The 21209-nt window shown below is 67.3% G+C and carries 15 protein-coding genes; 14 read left to right on the top strand and 1 reads right to left on the bottom strand.

Annotation, left to right across the window (positions count from 1 at the left end):
- Window positions 1-97: 97 nt before the first annotated feature.
- A complete protein-coding gene (locus C8D03_RS15940; RefSeq protein ID WP_146170194.1) occupies window positions 98-781 on the top strand; it encodes an N-acyl amino acid synthase FeeM domain-containing protein in 684 nt (227 codons plus the stop codon).
- A gap of 46 nt (window positions 782-827) precedes the next feature.
- Here C8D03_RS15940 and C8D03_RS15935 read toward each other — a convergent pair whose 3' ends face one another.
- The gene (locus C8D03_RS15935) at window positions 828-1589 is read right to left on the bottom strand and encodes an IclR family transcriptional regulator (RefSeq protein ID WP_108047589.1); all 762 of its coding nucleotides are present in this window, start codon (window positions 1587-1589) and stop codon (window positions 828-830) included.
- Between the two features lie 123 nt (window positions 1590-1712).
- On the opposite strand from C8D03_RS15935, the gene C8D03_RS15930 reads away from it, so the two are divergent.
- From C8D03_RS15930 to C8D03_RS15870, 13 genes are all read left to right on the top strand, one after another.
- On the top strand, window positions 1713-2450 hold the full coding sequence (locus C8D03_RS15930; RefSeq protein WP_248308500.1) for an SDR family NAD(P)-dependent oxidoreductase: 738 nt from the start codon (window positions 1713-1715) through the stop codon (window positions 2448-2450).
- A 22-nt stretch (window positions 2451-2472) separates the two neighbouring features.
- Entirely contained in the window at window positions 2473-3444 is a 972-nt protein-coding gene (locus C8D03_RS15925) for a polysaccharide deacetylase family protein (protein ID WP_465246447.1), read from the top strand.
- 3 nt (window positions 3445-3447) lie between these two features.
- Window positions 3448-5496 (top strand): hydantoinase/oxoprolinase family protein, encoded by a 2049-nt coding sequence (locus C8D03_RS15920; RefSeq protein ID WP_108047583.1) that lies wholly within the window; start codon window positions 3448-3450, stop codon window positions 5494-5496.
- Complete coding sequence (locus C8D03_RS15915) at window positions 5493-7511, top strand: hydantoinase B/oxoprolinase family protein (protein WP_248308499.1); 2019 nt, start codon at window positions 5493-5495, stop codon at window positions 7509-7511. Before C8D03_RS15920 ends, C8D03_RS15915 begins: the two co-directional genes overlap by 4 nt.
- Window positions 7508-8251 carry an SDR family NAD(P)-dependent oxidoreductase gene (locus tag C8D03_RS15910; protein ID WP_108047581.1) on the top strand — a complete coding sequence of 248 codons (744 nt, stop codon included), beginning with the start codon at window positions 7508-7510 and terminating at the stop codon, window positions 8249-8251. Before C8D03_RS15915 ends, C8D03_RS15910 begins: the two co-directional genes overlap by 4 nt.
- A 25-nt stretch (window positions 8252-8276) precedes the next feature.
- Window positions 8277-9845 (top strand): ABC transporter substrate-binding protein, encoded by a 1569-nt coding sequence (locus tag C8D03_RS15905; protein ID WP_108047579.1) that lies wholly within the window; start codon window positions 8277-8279, stop codon window positions 9843-9845.
- 189 nt (window positions 9846-10034) lie between these two features.
- Complete coding sequence (locus tag C8D03_RS15900) at window positions 10035-11039, top strand: ABC transporter permease (protein WP_108047577.1); 1005 nt, start codon at window positions 10035-10037, stop codon at window positions 11037-11039.
- Window positions 11039-11878 carry an ABC transporter permease gene (locus C8D03_RS15895; protein WP_181301014.1) on the top strand — a complete coding sequence of 280 codons (840 nt, stop codon included), beginning with the start codon at window positions 11039-11041 and terminating at the stop codon, window positions 11876-11878. The genes C8D03_RS15900 and C8D03_RS15895 overlap by 1 nt, the downstream gene beginning before the upstream one ends.
- A 4-nt stretch (window positions 11879-11882) precedes the next feature.
- Complete coding sequence (locus C8D03_RS15890; RefSeq protein ID WP_108047575.1) at window positions 11883-12887, top strand: ABC transporter ATP-binding protein; 1005 nt, start codon at window positions 11883-11885, stop codon at window positions 12885-12887.
- A 7-nt stretch (window positions 12888-12894) separates the two neighbouring features.
- Window positions 12895-13878, top strand: coding sequence for an ABC transporter ATP-binding protein (locus C8D03_RS15885; RefSeq protein ID WP_108051708.1), 984 nt, complete (start codon window positions 12895-12897; stop codon window positions 13876-13878).
- Window positions 13875-15143, top strand: coding sequence for an MFS transporter (locus C8D03_RS15880; protein WP_146170193.1), 1269 nt, complete (start codon window positions 13875-13877; stop codon window positions 15141-15143). Before C8D03_RS15885 ends, C8D03_RS15880 begins: the two co-directional genes overlap by 4 nt.
- A 151-nt stretch (window positions 15144-15294) precedes the next feature.
- Window positions 15295-18843 (top strand): hybrid sensor histidine kinase/response regulator, encoded by a 3549-nt coding sequence (locus tag C8D03_RS15875; RefSeq protein WP_108047571.1) that lies wholly within the window; start codon window positions 15295-15297, stop codon window positions 18841-18843.
- A gap of 276 nt (window positions 18844-19119) precedes the next feature.
- Window positions 19120-21204 carry an ATP-dependent helicase gene (locus C8D03_RS15870; RefSeq protein WP_108047569.1) on the top strand — a complete coding sequence of 695 codons (2085 nt, stop codon included), beginning with the start codon at window positions 19120-19122 and terminating at the stop codon, window positions 21202-21204.
- The last annotated feature ends 5 nt before the right edge of the window (window positions 21205-21209 follow it).

Raw genomic sequence — 21209 nt, 5'->3', positions numbered from 1 at the left:
CGCCGCGGCGGCGATGGTTACTTTTGATTAACCATTCCGCGGTCGCATCATGGTCCACGCCGTTGCTCATCGAGCGCTGTCTCTGAACGAGCGCGTCATGCGTGCCCTCGACCGGATCGAGTATCGTCTGGCCGTCAGCCCGCAGGATCGCGAGCGCATTTTCCACCTGCGCTATCAGGCTTATCTCCGCGAGGGCGCCATCGCGCCGAAGGACGACGAGCGCTTCACCGATCCGGTCGACGAGTTGCCCAACTGTTTCATCTTCGGCGTCTATGCCGATGGCGAGCTGGCGGGCGCGATCCGCCTCAACATCTCCGTGCCGGGCCTGCCCCCGATCCCGACGGCCAGCGTCTTCCCGGATACCGTCCTGCCGCAGATCGAGGCCGGCCGCGTGCTTGTCGATCCGACGCGCTTCGTCGCCGATACGCATTGGTCGCGCGAACTGCCCGAACTTGCCTATCTGACGCTGCGGCTGCCCTGGCTCGCGATGGAGCATTTCAACGCGGACATCATGCTGGCAGCCGTGCGGCCGGAGCATTACCCCTTCTACCGCCGCCTCTGGGGCAACACGGTCGTCAGCCCGCCGCGCCTCTATCCTGGCCTCGCCAAGCCCGTGATGCTGTCGCAGCTCGACTACGCGAAGGCCGCGCCCCGGGTCGAGGCGCTATATCCCTTCTTCCGGGCCCGCGCGGACGAGCGCGCGGCGATCTTCGGGACGAGCGGGATGATGTGGCTGCCTGCTGTCGCCGGCACATCGCTCACCCGGCCCGCCTTGCTCTGAGCCGCGAGGACGGTGCGCAGCGCCGTTCGCCCGCAAGCCGCGCCGCTCACCCCGGCCGGTAGCCGAGACGCGCGCTGATCTGCCGGCCCGCCTCCTTCAGCATCGCGATCACCTCGTCGCTGCGCTGATGGTAGCGCATCGTGACGACGCCGAGATTGAGCGCCGCCACCACGCTGCCGTCGCGCCCGCGGATCGGAGTGGCGAGCCCTGTCGAGCCGAGCACATGCTCCTCGTCGCAAATCGAGACGTCCTCGTCGCGGATACGCACGAACAGGGCGCGGATCACATCGGGATTAGTCGGGGTCTTCGGCGTGCGCGCCAACAACGGCACCCGCGACAGATAGGCATTGGCGAGCGCTTCGTCCCAATGCGCCAGCAAGAGCCGGCCGGTCGCTGTGCAGTAGGAATCGCTCTGTCCGTCGAGATCGACGTCGAAGCGGATCGCCTGCCGGCTGACGCATTTTGCCAACCGCTTGGCCTCGCCGCGGGTGTTGCGCACCGCCAGCACGACCGTCTCGCCGGACGCGTCGCGCAGCCGCTCCATGACCGGATGCGCGGCCGAGAGCAGCCGTGCCTCATGTGCCCGCGTCGCCGAGCGATGGCGGCTGGCATGGACCAGCACATAGCGCTCGGCCGTGTCCTGGATGGCGTAGCCGCGCGAGACCAGGGTCTGCGCGAGCGCATGCGCGCTGCTCTTGGGAAAGCCCAGGGTGGCGACGATGTCCTTGAGTTTCACCGGCTCCGCGCAGCCCGCGAGGTATTCCAGAAGGTCGAGCATGCGGGCGGCCGACTTCACTTCAGTATTCATATATGTGAACCCGATCCAACTTGTCGAACAAATTAGCCGACGATACGCTCTCCTTCAATCGAGATGAATTCAAGATCCTCAGCGGAGTGAATTCGGCAGATGACGGCAGCACGAACCCCTTCCGTGGCGATCGTGACCGGCGGCGCCAGAGGCATCGGCCGGGCCTGCGCCAAGGCGCTGGCTGGAGCCGGCTTCGACATCGCGCTGGTCGACCTGCTGGTGCCGGAACTTGAGCGCACCGCCGACGAGATCCGCGAGATCGGCCGCAAGGCCCTGATCTTCGAGGCTGACGTCTCCTCCTTTGCTCACGCACAGATCGTCGCAGAAGCGGTCATGGCTGGATTTGGCCGCATCGACGTGCTCGTCAACAATGCCGGCCGCTCGATGCCCAAGGGCATCCTCGAAATCACCGAAGACGAGTTCGACCGCACCATCGCGATCAACCTGAAGAGCTGCTTCAACTACATCCGCGCGGTGGCGCCGGTGATGCAGGCGCAAGGGCACGGCCGCATCGTCTCGATGTCCTCGCTCAACGCCCATACGGGCGGCGTCACCGCCGCCGTCAGCCGCTTCGCCTACGCGGCGGCCAAGGCCGGCATTATCGGCATGACCAAGGCGCTCGCCAAGGAGCTTGGCCCAAAGATCCTGGTCAATGCGCTGTGCCCGGGCGTGATCGAAACCGAACTCGGCAACACACTGACGCGCGAACGGGGCGCCGCGCTCGCCCAGGCTGGCATCGCCCTGCAGCGCATGGGCAAGCCGGAGGACGTCGCCCAGCTCGTGCTGTTCCTTGCGGCCTCCGAGCCCTGCTTCATGACCGGTCAGGCGCTCGTCGTCGACGGCTTCCAGTACCATTGCTGAGCGCCACAGCATGACCTCCCCCGTGCCCCCCAGTCCTGTCCCGCCAAAGACCGATCCCTGGACCTGGCCCGAAGATGTCTGGCGCGGGGCAGTCGAGCATGTCCGCGCCGGGCGTTCGCTGAAGCCGGCGCGCTGGAAGGAAGGGGCAACCTTCGCCGTCGCCCTCTCCTTCGACAGCGATCACGAAACGATCGAGCTGCGCAATGGCGGCCGCTCCTATTCCAAGCTGAGCCAGGGCCAGTACGGCGCCCGCGCCGGCATGCCGCGCATCCTCGCGATGCTCCAGCGCCATGGTGTACCCGCGAGCTTCTTCATGCCGGCCGTCGCCGCGATGCTCAACGAGCGCGAGATCGAAACCGTCGCCGCCGCCGGCCACGAGATCGGCATCCATAGCTGGATTCACGAGCTGAACTCCGGGCTCGACCACGACACCGAGCGCGATCTGACATTGCGCGCCAGCGACGTGCTGACCCGGCTCGCCGGCACGCGGCCGGTCGGGATGCGCACCGCCTCCTGGGATTTCAGCCCCTGGACGCTGAAGATCATTCGCGAGATCGGGCTGCTCTACGATTCCTCGCTGATGGCCGATGACGAACCCTATGAACTGCTCGATGGCGGCCAGCCCTCTGGCATCGTCGAGATCCCGGTCGAATGGATCCGCGACGACGCGGTCTATTTCGCCATGGATCGCTTCGCCTCGCTGCGGCCCCATGGCGGCCCGCAAATGGTGCTCGACATCTTTCTGCGCGAACTCGATCTCGCGGCGCAGGAAGGCGGGCTGTTCCAGCTCACCATGCACCCGCACCAGATCGGCCATCGCTCGCGCATCTGGATCCTCGATGAGGTCATCCGCGCGGCCAAGGCCAAGGGCTCGGTCTGGTTTGCGACCCATGCCGAGATCGCGCGGTATTGCGCCGATGAAGCAGGCCTGCAAACGGCGAGCATGACGGCGCAGGCTTTCCCTGATCTCGCCACCCCGACGGAACGGAGCTGAGCCGTGGGTTACCGCATCGGCGTCGATATCGGCGGCACCTTCACCGATTTCTGTGTCTTCGACGAGGCGTCCTTCGCGCTGCACACGCTGAAGGTGCTGTCGCGGCCGGATGCGCCCGGCGCCGAAGTGCTGCTCGGTCTCGACGAGATCGAGCGCCGCTTCGGCATCGCCCCGTCCGATGTCAGCTATTTCACCCATGGCTCGACCGTGGGAGTGAACAGCATCATCCAGGGCACGGGCGCGCGGCTCTGCCTCTTCGTCACAGAAGGCTTCCGCGATGTCCTCGAACTCGCCCGGCTGAAGATTCCGGACCCTTACGACCTGTTCTCGCGCCGTCCGCCGCCATTGGTGCCGCGCGACCGGGTGATCCCGCTGCGCGAGCGCATGAATGCCGATGGCAAGCCCGAGACCGTACCTGGCGAGGATGCGATCGCCGCGGCGCTGGTGCAGGCCGAAGCGGCCGGTGCGGAGGGCATCGTGCTCGCCTTCCTGCACAGCTACACCAATCCGGCGCATGAGCGGCTGGTCAAGGAAACCCTGAACCGTCTGCGGCCCGAGCTGCCTGTGTTCTGTTCGGCCGATGTCTGGCCGATCGTGCGCGAATACGAGCGCACCATCACCGCCTGCATCCATGGCTCGGTGCAGCCGCGCGTCTCGCATTATATCGGCCGGCTGGAAGCGGCCTTGCGCGAGCGCGGCGTTCCCGCCGCTCCGATGATCACCAAGTCGAACGGCGGCGTCATGACCGCGTCCGCCGGCAAGGAGCGCAGCATCGAGATGCTGCTCTCGGGCACGGCGGCAGGCGTGATCGGGGCCGGCTTCGTCGCGCAGCGCGCCGGCTTCCCCCGCGTGATGAGCCTCGACGTCGGCGGCACCAGTGCCGATGTCGCCCTGCTCCGCGACGGCATGCCCGATTTCCGCTCCGGCGAACTGGTCGGCCGCTATCCGATCTATCTGCCGACCGTCTCGGTCTCCTCGATCGGCGCCGGCGGCGGCTCCGTCGCCAGCGTCGACTCGCTGGGCGTCCTGCGCGTCGGCCCGGAAAGCGCCGGCTCGACGCCTGGCCCCGCCTGCTACGGGCGTGGCGGCGAGCGCGCGACGATCACCGATGCCTTCGCGGTCAAGGGCGTACTCGGCGCTGCCGAACTCGGCTATGGCGCCGTTAATGTCGATCGCGCGAAGGCGCTTGCCGTGATCGGGCCCTTGGCGAAGGGCCTCGCCCGCAGCCCCGCCGCCACCGCCGAAGCCGTGATCGAGCTCGCAGTCGCCAATATGTATCGCGAGGTCAGCCGGCTGTTCTCGCAGGTCGGTGAGGAGCCAAGCGGCTATGCCCTGCTCGCTTTCGGCGGCGCCGGGCCGATGATGGGCTGTCTGCTCGCCGAGGCCATGGGCATGGAGACCGTCATCGTACCGGAGACGCCCGGTGTCCTCGCCGCGCTGGGCGGCCTGCTGGCGGATTTGCGCTCCGACTTCGTTCGCGTCACCTTCCTCGACGTCGCTCCCGCGACGATGCCGGCCATCGGGCAGGCGCTGGCGGGGCTCGTCACCGAGGCGCGCGACTGGCTCCATGGCAGCCAGGGCCATGACGGCGAGGCGACGCTGACGATCTCGGGAGACATGCGCTATCGCGGCCAGTCCTACGAGATCGAGACGCCGATCGCGGAAGGCTGGATCAGCGGCCGAGACGACAAGGCAATCATCGACGCCTTCCACGCCCGCCATGCCGAGATCTACGGCCATGCCGACGACAAGGCGGACGTGCAGCTCGTCGCCTTGCGCGTCGTCATCGCCGGCAGGACGCCCAAGCCCTCCTTCCCCGAGCACGAGGTCGCAGCCATCGACGTCACGCCAGACACCACCGTGACGGTCGCCCATCGCGGCAGCGAGATCGCGGCCGCCTTGTTCCGACGTCGCGACCTCAAGCCCGGCAGCCGCTTCATCGGCCCCGCCGTTATCATCCAGGACGACACGACGACCTGGGCGCCGCCCGGCTTCAGCGGCACGGTCGACGGCTATGGCAACCTCATCCTGAGCAGGGAGCGGGCGTCGTGACGGCCCACACCATGACATCCAACATCAAGCCGGCGCTCGATCCGGTCACGCTCCAGATTCTGAAGAGCCATTTCGAGGCCGCCGCCGAAAGCATGGGCTACACCCTGCTGCGCACGGCCCATTCCGCCTTCGTCAAGGAGACCGAGGACTTCACCAGCGGCCTGACGACGCCCTGCGGCCAGACCTTCGCCAGCCCCAAGGACCTCGGCGCGACCTGGTTCATCGGCCTCGACTACAAGGGCGCGATCGACGCCATCGCCGATTACAAGCCCGGCGACATCTGCATCACCAACGACCCCTATTCCGGCTATGTTTGCACCCATGCCCCCGACGTGCACCTGTGGATGCCGATCTTCGAAGGGCAGACGCTCGTCTGCTTCGCCGTCGGCCATATCCACAACACCGATATGGGCGGCGCTGTGCCCGCTTCGCTCTCGCGGGCGCTGACGGAGGTCCAGCAGGAAGGCATCCGCATCCCGCCGATGAAGCTGGTCGAGGAAGGCGTGATGAACGAGCAGGTGCTCGCCATCATGCTGCGCAATGTCCGCATGCCGGACCAGAACTGGGGCGACCTCAAGGCCCAGATCGCCTCGCTCAAGACCGGCGAGCGCAAGATCAGGGATGCCATCGCCCGCTTCGGCGTCGAGACCGTCTGCGCTGCGACCTATGGCGTGCTCGATCTCGCCGACCGGCAGGCGCGCCGCCTCTTCGCCTCGATGCAGGACGGCGATTACGTCTTCACCGACTATATCGACGAGGACAGCCCCGGCGGCGTGCCCTGCCGGCTGAAGCTCACCGTGCGCGTCAGCGGCGACGAGGCCGTCTTCGATTTCACCGGCAGCGACCCGCAACTGCAATCGGCGCTGAACATGCCGACCGGCGGCCTGCCGCGCCATATCCTGCCGCTGGTCGGCTATAATTACGTGGTCTATTCGCTCGATCCCACCGTCGCGCTCAACGCCGGGCTGCTGAGGCCCGTGCGCTGCATCCTGCCCGAGGGCTCGGTGGTCAACCCGGTCTACCCGGCGGCGACCGGCATGCGCAGCCTGACTTGCGCCCGCATTCAGGGCATGGTCGTCGGCGCCTTCTCGCTCGCACTTCCCGACAGGCTGCCGGCCGGACCGGCGGGTGGCGGTGGCATCCTCAACGTCCGCACCACGGACAGCCGGACCGGGCGCCTCGCCATGGCCTCGATCAACCCGATCACCGGCGGCGGCGGCGGCTGGGCCAAGGAGGACGGGCAGGACGGCTCCAACTCCTTCCTCAAGAATACGCCGATCGAGATCACGGAAGCCGAGGTGCCGATTCGTGTGATCAGCTATGAGCTGGTGCCAGATTCCGGCGGCGCCGGGCGTTATCGCGGCGGACTTGCCGCGCAGATGACCTTCAAGATGTTCTCGCCGAACTCCGTCGTCACCGCGCGCAACCGCGACCGTGTGCGTTTCTCCTGCTGGGGGCTGGAAGGCGGGGAGCCGGGCGCGACCTGCACGTTCCTGCGCAACCCAGGCACGGAACGCGAGGAAAGTCTCGGCAACACCGACGTCGTCCGCTGCGCGCCGGGCGACACCCTGATGATCTCAGCCGCCGGCGCCGGCGGCTGGGGCGATCCCCACACGCGCCCCGTGGGGGAGGTCATGGACGATGTCGCGCAGGGCAAGGTCTCGGTGGAAGGCGCCCGTCGCTACGGTGTCGTCGTGGTGGATGGCAAGCTCGACGACGCGGCGACGCACACCTTGCGCACACAGCCGGGCGAGCGTCCGAACGGACTGGTTTTCGACCCCGAGCGCTTGTCCTTCGAGGCCATCTGGTCGGACGAAGCCTGGGACCATCTCTCGGCGCGGCTCTTTGCCCTGCCGATCGAATGGCGTTTCTTCCTGAAGCACGAGATCTTCGCCCTCGTAAATGCCGACGCCACCGCCAAGGCCGATCCGGTCGCGGCGATCGAGCGCGCCTATGCGAGCCTTCTGCAGCTCTATCCGCAGATCGCTCCTCGCAGCCTGGGAGAAGCGGCATGAACATCGACTTCGCGGGCCAGACCGTCCTGATCGCCGGTGCCGCGCGCGGCATCGGCCGCGGCATCGTCGAGGGGTTCGCGGCGCGCGGCGCCAATGTCTTCGCCGGCGACCGGCTCGGCGGCGAGATGGCAGGGCTGCCGGCCCACCAGACCGAGCTCGACCTGCTCGACAAGGCGCAGGTCCGCGCATGGATAGCCCAAAGTGAGGCAGTATCCGGCCGCAGCCCCGACGTACTGGTCTATGTCGCCGGCGGCGTGCTCGGCCAGAGCGCCACACCGCTGGAGGATGTCGACGAGGCCACATGGCGCGCGGTGCTCGACGTCAACCTGACTGGCGCCTTCCTCTCGGCCCAGGCGGTGACACCGGGCATGAAGCGGACCGGCAAGGGCCGCATCGTCTTCATCGCCAGCGGCGCAGGGCTTCGCACCTCGCTCACGGGCATCCAGGCTTATGCCTCGGCCAAGGCCGGCGAGATCGGGCTTGCCCGCCAGCTCGGCCAGGAGCTCGGCCCCTTCGGCATCACCGTCAACGCCGTCGCGCCCGGCTTCCAGCGCACCAGCCCGGACTACGAGCGCCAATGGCAATCCTATTCGGCCGAGCGGCAGGACGGCATGATCGCCAATACGGCGCGCCGGCGCCCCGGCACGCCGCAGGACATCGCGCACGCCGTGATGTTCCTCGCCTCAGACTATGCGGACTTCATCACCGGCCAAGTCTTGTCCGTAACCGGCAGCCCCTGAAACCAGCAACCCCTTGGAGGATGGCATGACGACGACACGAAGAGACGCCTTGAAGACGGTTCTCGGCTCCGTCGCCCTCTCCACGGTGGGTTTTGAGGGCGCATCGGCCCAGGCCGGCGGCAAGTTCGTCTATGCGAACAACAGCCCCTACGACAATCTCGACCCGCACACGATCTTCGACACCGCCCGCGCCGCCACCCGTTTCAACCTCTATGACGGGCTCTACCGCTGGGTCGACAATCCGCCCAAGATGATCCCCTGGCTCGCCGAGAGCCATACCGTCTCCGAGGACGGCAAGGTCTACACCTTCAAGCTGCGCCAGAACGCCAAATTCCACGACGGCAAGCCGCTCACCTCCGCCGACGTGGTCTATTCGATCGAGCGCATCATCGCGCTGAAGAAGGGGCCGGCCAGCCTCTATCTCGACGCGATCAAGCCAGGCACCACCAAGGCGCCCGATCCGCACACCGTCGTCTTCAACCTGACCCAGCCTTCGGCGATCTTCCTCACCACGGTCCCCGATATTCTGATCGTCAACAACGCGCTGGTGAAGGCCAACGAGAAGGACGGCGACTGGGCGGAAGCCTGGCTCGCCCGCAACGAGGCCGGCAGCGGCTCCTATGCGCTGCGCCGGCACGATCCGGCGGTGGGCTGGACGGCGCGGCGCTTCCCCGAGCACTTCGCCGGCTGGACCGGCCAGCCCTTCGACGATCTCGAATTCCGCACCGTGCTCGAGACCAACACCCGCGTGCTCGGCCTGATCCGCGGCGACTATCAGGGCGCCGACGGCTATCTGCCCTACGATCAGATCCAGCGCCTGCGGCAATCCAGCAACGTCCAGATCATCGAAGCGGAATCGCTGCGCGTCTTCATCCTCGCGCTCAACAACTCGAAGCCGCTGATGAACGACGTCCATTTCCGCAAGGCGCTGGCCTATGCCTTCGACTATGACGGCTTCATCGCCAACATCATGAAGGGCTCGGTCTCGCGCAATCCGGGTCCGAACCCCAACCCGATCTGGGGCACCCCGGCCGGTCTCAAGGGCTACAGCTACGATCTCGACAAGGCCCGCGAGGAACTCAAGAAGGTCACGCAGCCGTTGCGGCCGATCACCATCAACGCGCTCGCCGGTTTCAGCGAATCCGAGCAGGCCGCGACCCTGTTCCAGAACACGCTACGCCAGATCGGTGTCGAGGTCATCGTCGAGGTTTCGCCCTGGTCGGTGGTCTCCGGCCGGATGCGCGCCGCCCAGACCCAGGCCGACATCATCCCGCTCTGGAAGAGCACCTATTACGTCGACCCGAACAACTGGGTCGGCGAGCTTTATGGTACGCGCTACCACGGCACGCGGACCTTCTCCTACTACTCCAATCCTGAGTTCGACAAACGCCTCGACCGCGCGCTGGTCTCGGGCAGCCAGGAGGAGCGCCAGAAGCTCTATGAGGAGATGACCCAGATGGTGAACGACGATGCCGCCGGCATCTTCGTCTACAATACCAAATGGTACGGGCCCTATGCGAGCAAGGTCGAGGGCATCCGCTTCTCGCCGGTCAGCAACGGCCAGGACATCCGCTGGGCCTCGCAGAAGCGATGAGCGGCCGTTTGAGGAACCAAGCCCTCATCCTGAGGAGCCGCGAAGCGGCGTCTCGAAGGATGGTCCAGATGTCTCCGGCACCTCCTGAAGCATCCTTCGAGACGCCATTCCTCTCGGAATGGCTCCTCAGGATGAGGGCTGGGGGGAACTGTTGATGGCGAGGGCGGAGACGATGGCAGGGCAGAGCGCATGAACTGGCTCTCCATGGTGGCGAACCGGCTGATCTGGTTCGTCCCGACCCTGCTCGGGCTGCTCGCCATCGTCTTCACGCTGTCGCGTGTCGTGCCGATCGACCCCGCCTTCCTCGCAGCGGGTGAGAATGCCTCGGTCGAGCAGGTGCAGAAGGTCCGGGAGCGCTTCGGCTTCGACAAGCCGCTGCCGGTGCAGTTCCTGAACTATGTCCGCGACGTCGCGCAGGGCAATTTCGGCGTCAGCATGTTCACCCAGCAGCCGATCGTCGACGATCTCGCGGCACGGCTGCCGGCAACGCTGGAACTGACCCTCGTCGCAGTCCTGATCGCCGCCCTCGTCGGCATTCCGCTGGGGGTGCTCTGCGGTCTGCACCGCAATTCCTGGCTCGACCATGTCCTGCGCGTGGTCACAGTCTCGGGGCTCGCGGTCGCCTCCTTCTGGTTTGCGATGCAGCTCCAGTTCCTGTTCTCGATGAAGCTCGGCTGGCTCCCGTTGTCGGGGCGGATGGAGGGCTTTCCGCCCGAACCCGTCACCGGGCTGATGACGGTCGATGCGCTGATTGCGGGCGACAGCGAAGCGCTGGCCTCGGCGCTGCGCCACATGGTCCTGCCGGCGCTGACCCTGGCTCTGCCGGCCGCGGCGACGGTCGTCCGCTTCACCCGCAACGGCGTCATCGGCGTGATCAACTCGCCCTCCGTCGCCTACCAGACGGCAATGGGCCTGCCTCGCCGCGTGATCGTCTGGAAATACGTGCTGCGCATGGCCCTGACCGCGACGGTGACGCAACTCGGCTTGATCTTCGGCATCCTGCTGGCCGGCGCCGTCGTGGTCGAGACGGTGTTCGACTGGCCCGGCCTCGGCGCCTATGCCGTGCGCTCGATTCTGCAATCCGACTACAATGCCGTGATGGGTTTTACCCTGTGCACGGGCGCGCTTTTCGTCTTCATCAACCTCCTCGTCGACATGCTGCAGGCGGCGATCGACCCGCGGGGAGCCGCCTGATGGATCTCGTCAAACGCTTCGCCCGCGACAAGGCGGCGCTGCTCGGGGCGACCCTGCTCGGTCTGCTGATCATCGCCGCGATCTTCGCGCCCTGGCTCGCGCCCTATCCGAACGATGTCTTCGACTTCCACATCGAGCGTCGCCTGCTGCCGCCGGCACCCGAGGCCTTGATGGGCACTGACCGCATGGGAAGCGATATCTTCAGTCGCCTGCTTTTCGGCGCCCGCATCACGCTGATGCTGGCCGGCATCGCGGTGGGCTCGGCGCTTTTGATCGGCGTCCCGATCGGCCTCGTTGCGGGCTATTACCAGAGCTGGTTCAGCGATGCGCTGATGCGCGTCGCCGAGATCTTCTTGGCCGTACCGCAGATCGTCCTCGCCATCGCCATCGCCCAGACGCTGGGACCCTCGATCGAGAACGTCATCCTCGCGCTGTCGCTGACCTACTGGCCGTTCTGGGCCCGGCTCGTCTATGCCGAAACGCGCTCGATGCGAAACGAGGTCTTCGTCGAATCCGCCGTGGCGCTCGGCGCCTCGCCCTGGCGCGTCATCGTCCTGCACATCCTGCCCAACATCGCCTCACCGATCATCGTGCGCACCTCGATCGGCATGGGCGCAACCATCCTGACCGCCGCGACGCTCGGCTTCCTCGGCCTGGGCGCCCCGCCACCGACGCCCGAATGGGGCCGCATGATCGCCGAGAGCCGCGAATATCTGCCCGAAGCGTGGTGGTATGCGCTGGCGCCGGGCATCGCGATCTTCCTGACCGTGCTCGGCTTCAACCTCTTCGGTGACGGCTTGCGCGACATCCTCGATCCGCGCACGCGGCGGAGCGTCTGAGGCGATGAGCGCGCTTCTCGACATCAGCAAGCTCTCGCTCAGCTTCCGCACCGAGAAGGGTCCGGCGCGGGTGCTCGACATGATCGACCTCGCCGTGAAGCCGGGCGAGATCGTCGGCCTCGTCGGCGAATCCGGCTGCGGCAAGACCACGCTCGCCCGTTCGATCCTCGGCACCCTGCCTGAAGGCCTGACCGAGATCGGCAGCGGCCATATCCGGCTCGACGGCGTCGACATGCTGCGCGGCGGCAAGGCGGCGGAGAAGATCCGCGGCCGCGTCGTCACCTTCGTCCCGCAGGACCCCTTCGCCAGCTTCAACCCGCTGTTCAGGATCGGCACCCAGATCGCCGACCTGATGCGCTGGAAAGCTCCCCGACCCGAGGGCTCGCGCTTCGGCGGCCATCGCCGCGCCGACGAGGACGCCGCCATCGCGATGCTCGACGCCGTCCAACTACCCAAGCCGCGCGCCATCCTGGCAAAGTATCCCCACGAGCTCTCGGGCGGGCAGCGCCAGCGCGTGATGATCGCGATGGCGCTGCTGCCGCAGCCCCAGCTGATCATCGCCGACGAGCCGACGACGGCGCTCGACGTCACCGTGCAGGCGCAAATCCTCGGGCTGCTGCGGCGGCTCGCGGTCGAGCGCGGCGTCTCCGTGCTGTTCACGACCCATGATCTCGGCGCCGCCTGGGAAATCTGCGACCGCGTCGTCGTGATGTACGCCGGCCAGACCGCCGAGATCGCCCCCCGCGAAGCCTTCTTCGCCGATCCGCGCCATCCCTACACTCGCATGCTGCTCAACAGCCTGCCGGAGCCGGGGCGCGACCCCGTCGGCATCCCCGGCGGTGTGCCGAGCCCGCTGACCCCGCCCGGCGGCTGCCGCTTCAACCCGCGCTGCCCGCGCGTCACCGATATCTGCCGCGAGGCGAGACCTGCGCTGGACGAAAGAGAGCCCGGCCATCTCGTCGCCTGCCATCATCCCGCGACCGCCAGCGCGGAGGCCCTGCATGCCTGAGCCCCGCATGTCTGGGTCATCCCCCGCCCTGCTCGACGTCGCCGGGCTCGCCCGCCATTTCCCGGTGCGCGGCTTCCTGAACCGCAAGGTCGGCACGCTGCGCGCGCTCGACGATGTCAGCTTCTCGGTCGAGAAAGGCGAGGTTCTGGGGATCGTCGGCGAATCCGGCTGCGGCAAGTCTACACTCGGCAAGACGTTGATGGGAATCCATGAGCCGACGCAGGGCGAGGTCAGGCTCGCCGGCCAGCGGATCGCCTCGCCCGGCCAGAAACGGGCTGCCGAAGTCCGGGCGCGATTGCAATATGTCTATCAGGACCCCGGCGCCTCGCTCGATCCGCGCTGGACGCTGCGCCGCTCGCTGCACGAGCCGCTGATCATCCACACCGACTGGCCCCGCGCCAAGCGCGAGGAACACGTACAGGCGATCGTCAAGGCCGTCGGCCTGCCTGAGGCCCATCTCGACCTTTATCCGCATGAGATCAGCGGCGGCCAGCAGCGCCGCGTCGGCCTCGCCCGCATTCTCGTGCTGGGGCCGCAACTCATCATCTTCGACGAGCCGACCTCCGGTCTCGATGTTTCCGTCCAGGCCACGGTTCTGGCGCTGTTTCGCGATCTCCGGCGCGAATTCGACCTGACCTATCTCTTCATCAGCCACGACCTCGCCGTGGTGCGCTCGATCTGCGACCGCGTCGTCGTGATGTATCTCGGCCGCATCGTCGAGATCGGCAGGACGGCCGACGTCTTCAACGCCTCGCGCCATCCCTATACGCGCTCGCTCCTGGCGGCCGCACCGCGCATCGGCGGGCCGCGCGTCACCGAGAATTTTTCGCTGCAAGGCGAGCCGCCCGATCCCTCCAACGTTCCCTCCGGCTGCCGCTTCCGCACCCGCTGCCCACTGGCGATCCAGGCCTGCGCCGAGACCGAACCGCAGGTCGAATTCGAAGCCGATCACGGCGTCGCCTGCCTGCGCTGGCGTGAGCAGGCCGCGTGAACGCCCCACAGGAGAGTTCATCGGCCGCAGCGAAGACTGCTGGACAGACCCCCTCCTGGGTCACGGCACTCGTGACGATGGTCGCGGTACAGATGGCCACCGCCTTCCTCTCCCGCATCCCGCCGACGCTCGCGCCCGCGCTGGCCATGGAGCGCGGCTGGTCCGACGCGGTCGTCGGCTATCTCGCCAGCCTGAACACGCTGGGCTCGATACTCTTCCTCGTGCTCGGCGCGCCATTCCTGCACCGGCTCGGCTCTGTCCGTGCGCTCCAGGGTGGACTCGTCCTCGGCATCCTCGGGCTGGTCCTGCTGCTGCCGCCCGTCTCGCTCGCCGCCGGCCTGGCCTCGCTGCTGATCGGGCTGGGCTACGGCCCGTCCTCGCCGGCCGGCAACGACATCCTGCACCGGACCGCGCCGCCGAACCGCCGGGCGATGATCTTCTCGATCAAGCAGGCGGGTGTCCCGATCGGCGGCATCGTCGCCGGAGTTGCCCTGGCACCAATCGCCGAGGCCTTCGGCTGGCGGATTTCGCTGCTGGCCGCCGGCGCCTTCGTGCTGGTGGTCATCCTCTGCGTCCAGCCGATGCGCGCCGGCCTCGACGCCGACCGCAAGCACGACCAGTCGCTGGCCCTGCGCACGCTGTTCTCTCCGACCAACCTGATGTCCTCGCTGTCGGCCCTGACGGCCTCGACCTCGCTGCTCAGGCTCGGCGCCGCGGGCGCCTGCATGGCCGTCGGCCAGGGCGTCTGGTTCGCCTATCTTATGACCTTCGCAGTCTCGGAACTGGGCTACAGCCTGAGCGCAGCGGGCGTCGTCTTCGCGATCATGCAGGCGGCCAGCGTGGTCGGCCGCGTCCTGCTTGGCTGGCTCGCCGACCGCCTTGGCCAGCCGCGCCGGCTGCTGGCCCTGATCGGGCTCGCCTCAGGTCTGACCTCGCTGGCCATGGCGTTCGTCGGGCCGCACTGGTCCTATCCGGCCTTCTGCGCGCTGGCGGCCGTCGCCGGCATCACTGTCTCGAGCTGGAACGGCGTGCAACTCTCCGAGATCGCCCGCGCCAGCCCCGCCCACCTCGTCCGGGAAGCCTCGGCCGGCGCGACGCTGATTATCTTCCTCGGCTATGTATTCGCCCCGGCCATCTTTGCCCTGGTGCTCACGGCGACGGGACGCTTCGACCTCGGCTTCCTGCTGGCCGCCTGTTTCGGGGTCGCCTGCCTCGTCATCATGAGAAACGCCCCGCCGCCACGGCACGGCGACCACAAGCACTGACCGGCTGGCAGGACGGACAGGTTGTCGCCTCGCGGCCGGCTGTAGTGCAGCGCGAAACTTTGCATTAGACAGAGCATGCTTCGAGCCGCCTCGGCATGCTGGCATCCTGCCTGCCTTCGGCCGACGGGATGGCAGTGACAATCGGACCTTCATGCGCGACGCAGCCTCGACCCCCGCCACGACGAGCTTCCTGAAGGGCGACAGCGAAGCCGCCGCACTCATCGCCGCCTTCGACTGGTCCTCGACCAGCCTCGGGCCGATCGCGGACTGGCCGGAGCCGGTCAAGTCCATCGTCGGGATGATGCTGCATTCGCCCCTGCCGATCGTGACGCTTTGGGGTGAGGCCGGCGTGATGATCTACAACGACGCCTATTCCGGCTTTGCCGGCGGGCGCCATCCCAGGTTGCTCGGATCGGATGTGCGCGAGGGTTGGCCGGAAGTCGCGGACTTCAACGACAACGTCGTCCGGACGGTCTTCAGGCAGGGTCGGACCCTGTCCTACAAGGACCAGGAACTCACGCTCAATCGGGGTGGGGGCCCCGCCCAGGTTTGGATGAACCTCGACTACTCGCCAGTCATCGGCGAGAACGGCACGCCCCTCGGCGTCATCGCGATCGTCGTCGAAACGACCGAAAAGGTGGCGGCCGACCGGCAGTTGCGTGACGAACGGCTGCGCCTGCAGCAAATGTATGAGCAGGCACCGTCTTTCATGGCGATGCTGGAGGGGCCTGAGCATCGCTTCACACTGGTGAACGAGGCCTATCAGGAGTTGATCGGCCACCGCGACGTTCTCGGCAAACCTGTCGCCGAGGCGCTGCCGGACGCCGCCGAACAGGGCTATATCCGCATTCTGGACGAGGTGTTCGTCAGCGGCCGCGCGTTCCGCTCGTCGGGCGCGCGCTTCGACGTGCAGCCTCCCAACGGCGGCGCCCCGCAGACGCGCTTCGTCGACTTCGTCTTCCAGCCGATCGCCGATGCCATTGGCACGATCACCGGCATCTTCGTCGATGGCATCGACGTCACCGATCGTATCGTCGCGCAGGAAACGATCCGCGCCAGCGAGGCGCAGTTTCGCACCTTCGCCCAGGCCATGCCCAACCATGTCTGGACCGCACTCCCGAACGGTCCGCTCGACTGGTTCAACGAGCGCGTCGGCGAATACAGCGGCCGCGAGCCGCAGGAACTGCTCGGCACCGGATGGGTCGAGATCGTGCATCCCGACGACCGCACGGACGCCGCAGCCCAATGGCAGGCCGCCCTCGCTGCGGGCGAGAAATACCAGACCGAGTTCCGCATTCGCAGCGCGGCCGGTGAATATCGCTGGCACCTTGTCCGCGCCCTGCCGATCCGCTCCGATGCCGGCGAAATCCTGCGCTGGATCGGCACCAACACCGATATTCACGAGCAGAAACTGGCCGAGGTCGAGACCGTCCGGGACCGTGACAGGCTGTGGACGCTGTCGCAGGAGCTCATGCTGGTCTGCGACTATGAAGGCGTCGTCACCGCCGTGAACCCGTCCGCCACCCGCCTGCTCGGCTGGAGCGAATGCGAGATGGTCGGCAAGACCCTGTCGGATTTCGTCCATCCCGACGACATCGCCAGAACAGCGGCTGAAGTCGGAAAGCTCTCCGAGGGAGCGACGACGCTTGCCTTCGAGAACCGCTACCTCTGCAAGGATGGCAGCTATCGCTTGCTCGACTGGACCGCCGTCCCCGATGCCGGGCGCATCCACGCAATCGGCCGCGATATCACCGAGGAGCGCCGGCTCGCGCGCGACCGCGACCGCATCTGGAACCTCTCCCCGGTGCTCAAGGTCGTGGCGTCGCGCGCGGGTGTCGTCTCGGCCGTCAATCCGTCCTGGACCAACGTGCTGGGCTGGCAACCGGACGAGACGATCGGACGCAACATCGTCGAATTCGTCGAGTCCGAGGATCGCGACGCGGCAACCGCACGCCTGGCGCGCGTGAGCACCGGGGGCACGATCATGAGTTCGGAAAGCGTGCTCGTCACGCGCGACGGCGGGCGGCGGCGTATCGCCTGGACGAGCGTCCCCGATGCCGACACCATCTACGCCTTCGGGCGCGACATCACCGCCGAGACGGAGGCCGCCGCCGCGCTGGCCAGCAGCGAGGCGGCGCTGCGCCAGGCCCAGAAGATGGAGGCGATCGGCCAGCTCACCGGCGGCGTCGCCCATGACTTCAACAACCTGCTCCAGGTCGTCAGCGGCAATCTCCAGCTGCTGTCGCGAGATATCGCCGGGAACGAGAAGGCCGGCCGCCGCATCCACAATGCGATGGAAGGCGTTGCCCGCGGCTCCCGCCTCGCCTCGCAGTTGCTCGCCTTCGGACGGCGCCAGCCGCTCGCGCCGAAGGTCATCAATCTCGGCAAGCTCATCCGCGGGATGGACGAGATGCTGAGGCGCGCGCTTGGCGAGGCGGTCGAGATCGAAAGCGTCGTCGCCGGCGGACTCTGGAACACCCTCGTCGATCCCGGCAATGTCGAGAACGCCCTGCTCAATCTCGCGATCAACGCCCGCGACGCGATGGAAGGCAGCGGCAAGCTGACGATCGAGGCCGGCAACGCCGTCCTCGACAGCGCCTATGCCCGTCTCCATCCGGATGTCGTGCCGGGTCGCTATGTCATGCTGGCCGTGACCGATACCGGCTCGGGCATCCCGGCCGACATCGTCGACAAGGTCTTCGACCCCTTCTTCAGCACCAAGCCGGAAGGCAAGGGCACAGGCCTCGGCCTCTCCATGGTCTACGGCTTCGTCAAGCAGTCCGGCGGCCACGTCAAGATCTACAGCGAGCCCGGTGAGGGCACCACGATCCGGCTCTATCTGCCGCGCTCGGGCGACAGCGAGGACGAGCTCGTCTCCCTCGATTCCGGCCCCATTGCCGGTGGAACCGAGACCATCCTCGTCGCCGAGGACGACAAGGGCGTCCGCGAGACCGTGATCGAGACGCTGACCGATCTCGGCTACCGGGTGCTTCAGGCCCCGGACGCCAAATCCGCGCTCGCCATCGTGGAAAGCGGCATCCCGATCGACCTGCTCTTCACCGATGTGGTGATGCCGGGCCCGATGAAGAGCACCGAGCTCGCCCGCAAGGCGGTCGAGCGCATTCCCGGCATCAGTGTCCTGTTCACCTCCGGCTATACCGAGAACTCGATCGTCCACGAAGGCCGCCTCGACGAAGGCGTCGAGCTGCTGAGCAAGCCCTACTCTCTTGAGCAACTGGCCCGGAAGGTCCGCCACCAGCTCGCCAATGCGGCCCAGCGCCGGCAGGCGACGAGCCCCGCAGAGCCTTTGCAGCCGGCTCCGGCCGCAGCCGAAAAGCTCACCGTCCTGCTCTGCGAGGATGATGCGCTGATCGCCATGGCCACGGTCGACATGCTGGAAGAGCTCGGCCATTCCGTGCTCGAAGCCGGCACGGCGCGAGCCGCCCTCGACGTCCTCGACAAGACCGAAGTCGACATCCTGCTCACCGATGTCGGCCTGCCGGACATGCCGGGCACCGCGCTCGTCGAGAAGGCGCGCGCGGCGCGGCCGAGCTTGCCCGTGATCTTCGCGACGGGCCATTCCCGCGTCGAAGGAGCCGAGGCGAACGCCCGCACCGCCCTCGTGGTCAAGCCGTACCGGCAAATGGACCTGGAGGCGGCCATCGCCAGGGTGATGAACGCCGCAGCCGAGGGAGGCTGAGCGGTCGGGATCGACCCGGCAGCTTCGCCGCAAAGGAACCTCAGCCCCTGCCGGTCGGCATCTTCGCTCCGGCGAAGAAGTCGCCCCAGATCTCGGGCAGGCGCCTTCATAACGGATCCGGCTCGCCTTGAAGGCGCCCGGCGTGGTGTCGTCGAGCGCCTCCCATGCGATCGGCATCGCGGCGGCGGCACCCCGGCACCCGGATCGAATAGGGCGCGATCGCGATCGCGCTTCGGCCATTGCGAACAAAACACGAAACGTGGTCGAATCCGCATCATGCTCGCGCTCGATTCGGTCCTGCCCACTCCCGGCTACCTCGATGCCCTGAACCCTGCCCAGCGGCGGGCGGTCACGCATGGACAGCCCGGCCAGGCGGCGTCCCCCCTGCTCGTCATCGCCGGCGCGGGCTCGGGCAAGACCAACACTCTGGCCCACCGTGTCGCGCATCTGATCGTCAGCGGCGCCGATCCCCACCGCATCCTGCTGATGACATTCTCGCGCCGGGCTGCCGCGGAGATGACGCGCCGCGTCGAGCGCATCGCGCGCAAGGTGCTGGGCGAGAGCGCCGCTGCGTTCGCGGAAGCCCTGACCTGGGCCGGTACCTTTCACGGCATCGGCTCGCGCCTGCTGCGCGACTGCGCCGAGCAGATCGGGCTAGACCCCGCCTTCACGATCCATGACCGGGAAGACGCCGCCGACCTGATGAACCTCGTCCGTCACGAACTCGGCTTCTCGAAGACGCAGACACGCTTCCCGACCAAGGGCACCTGTCTTGCGATTTATTCCCGCTGCGTGAACGCCGAACTGCCGATCGAAACCGTGCTCGGCCGCAGTTTTCCCTGGTGCGTCGCCTGGGCGGCCGAATTGCGCGAGCTTTTCGCAGCCTATGTCGAGGCCAAGCAGCGGCAAAACGTCCTCGATTACGACGATCTCCTGCTTTACTGGGCCCAGACCATGGCCGATCCCGACCTCGCAGCCGGAATCGGCGCGCGCTTCGACCATGTCATGGTGGACGAGTATCAGGACACCAACCGGCTGCAGTCCTCGATCCTGCTGGCGATGAAGCCGGACGGCCGCGGCCTGACCGTGGTTGGCGACGACGCGCAGTCGATCTACTCCTTCCGCGCCGCCACGATCCGCAACATTCTCGACTTCCCGGCCGCGTTCTCGCCGCCGGCCGAGATCGTCACCCTCGACCAGAACTACCGTTCGACCGGCGCGATCCTCGCGGCCGCCAACGGCGTCATCGATCTCGCATCGGAGCGCTTCACCAAGAACCTCTGGACCGACCGCGCAAGCGGCGCCCCACCCCGCCTCGTCACCATCCGCGACGAGGCCGACCAGGCCCGCTTCATTGCCGAACGCGTGCTGCAGAACCGAGAGGAAGGCTCGCTCCTGAAGCAGCAGGCGGTCCTGTTCCGGGCCTCGCATCACAGCGGCCCGCTCGAAATCGAGCTGACGCGGCGAAACATTCCCTTCGTCAAGTTCGGCGGCCTGAAATTCCTCGATGCCGCCCATATCAAGGACCTGCTGGCCCTGCTGCGCTTCGTCGAGAACCCGCGCGACCGCGTCGCCGGCTTCCGTATCCTTCAACTCCTGCCCGGCGTCGGGCCAACCTCGGCCCAGCGCGTGCTCGACCATGTCGCGGGGGCAGCCGATCCGCTCGCAGCCCTGCGGGATGTCCCCGCACCGCCGCGTGCCGGCGAGGACTGGCCCGGTTTCCTCGCCGCGATCGCCGATCTGCACGGCACCGGCACCAGCTGGCCCGCCGACATCGCCCGCGCCCGACACTGGTACGAGCCGCATCTCGAGCGCATCCACGAGGATGCGACGACGCGGCAGGCCGACCTCGTCCAGCTTGAGCAGATCGCCGGCGGCTATCCCTCGCGCGAGCGCTTCCTGACCGAACTGACGCTCGACCCGCCTGACGCGACCAGCGACCAGCCGGGCGTGCCGCATCTCGACGAGGACTATCTGATCCTCTCCACCATCCACTCGGCCAAGGGCCAGGAATGGAAATCTGTCTTCGTCATGAACGTCGTCGACGGCTGCATCCCGATCGATCTCGCCCTCGGCTCGCCCGACGAACTCGAAGAGGAACGGCGCCTGCTCTATGTCGCGATGACCCGCGCCCGGGACGATCTGAACCTGATGGTGCCGCAGCGCTTTTTCACCCATGGCCAGTCGAGCACCGGCGACCGGCACGTCTACGCCAACCGCACCCGCTTCATTCCGAACCTGCTGCTTTCCCGCTTCGAGCAGATCGCGTGGCCTCGCCTCGCGGCATCGGGACGGGAACGCAGTGCCGTCGCCGGTCCCAGAATCGATATCCGGGCGCAGATGCGCGGCATGTGGCGCTGACCGCG

It is taken from the genome of Bosea sp. 124 (assembly GCF_003046175.1).
Taxonomy (GTDB): domain Bacteria; phylum Pseudomonadota; class Alphaproteobacteria; order Rhizobiales; family Beijerinckiaceae; genus Allobosea.
The sequence above is the reverse complement of the archived record's forward strand: the minus strand, read 5'-3'. Positions and strand labels throughout refer to the sequence as shown.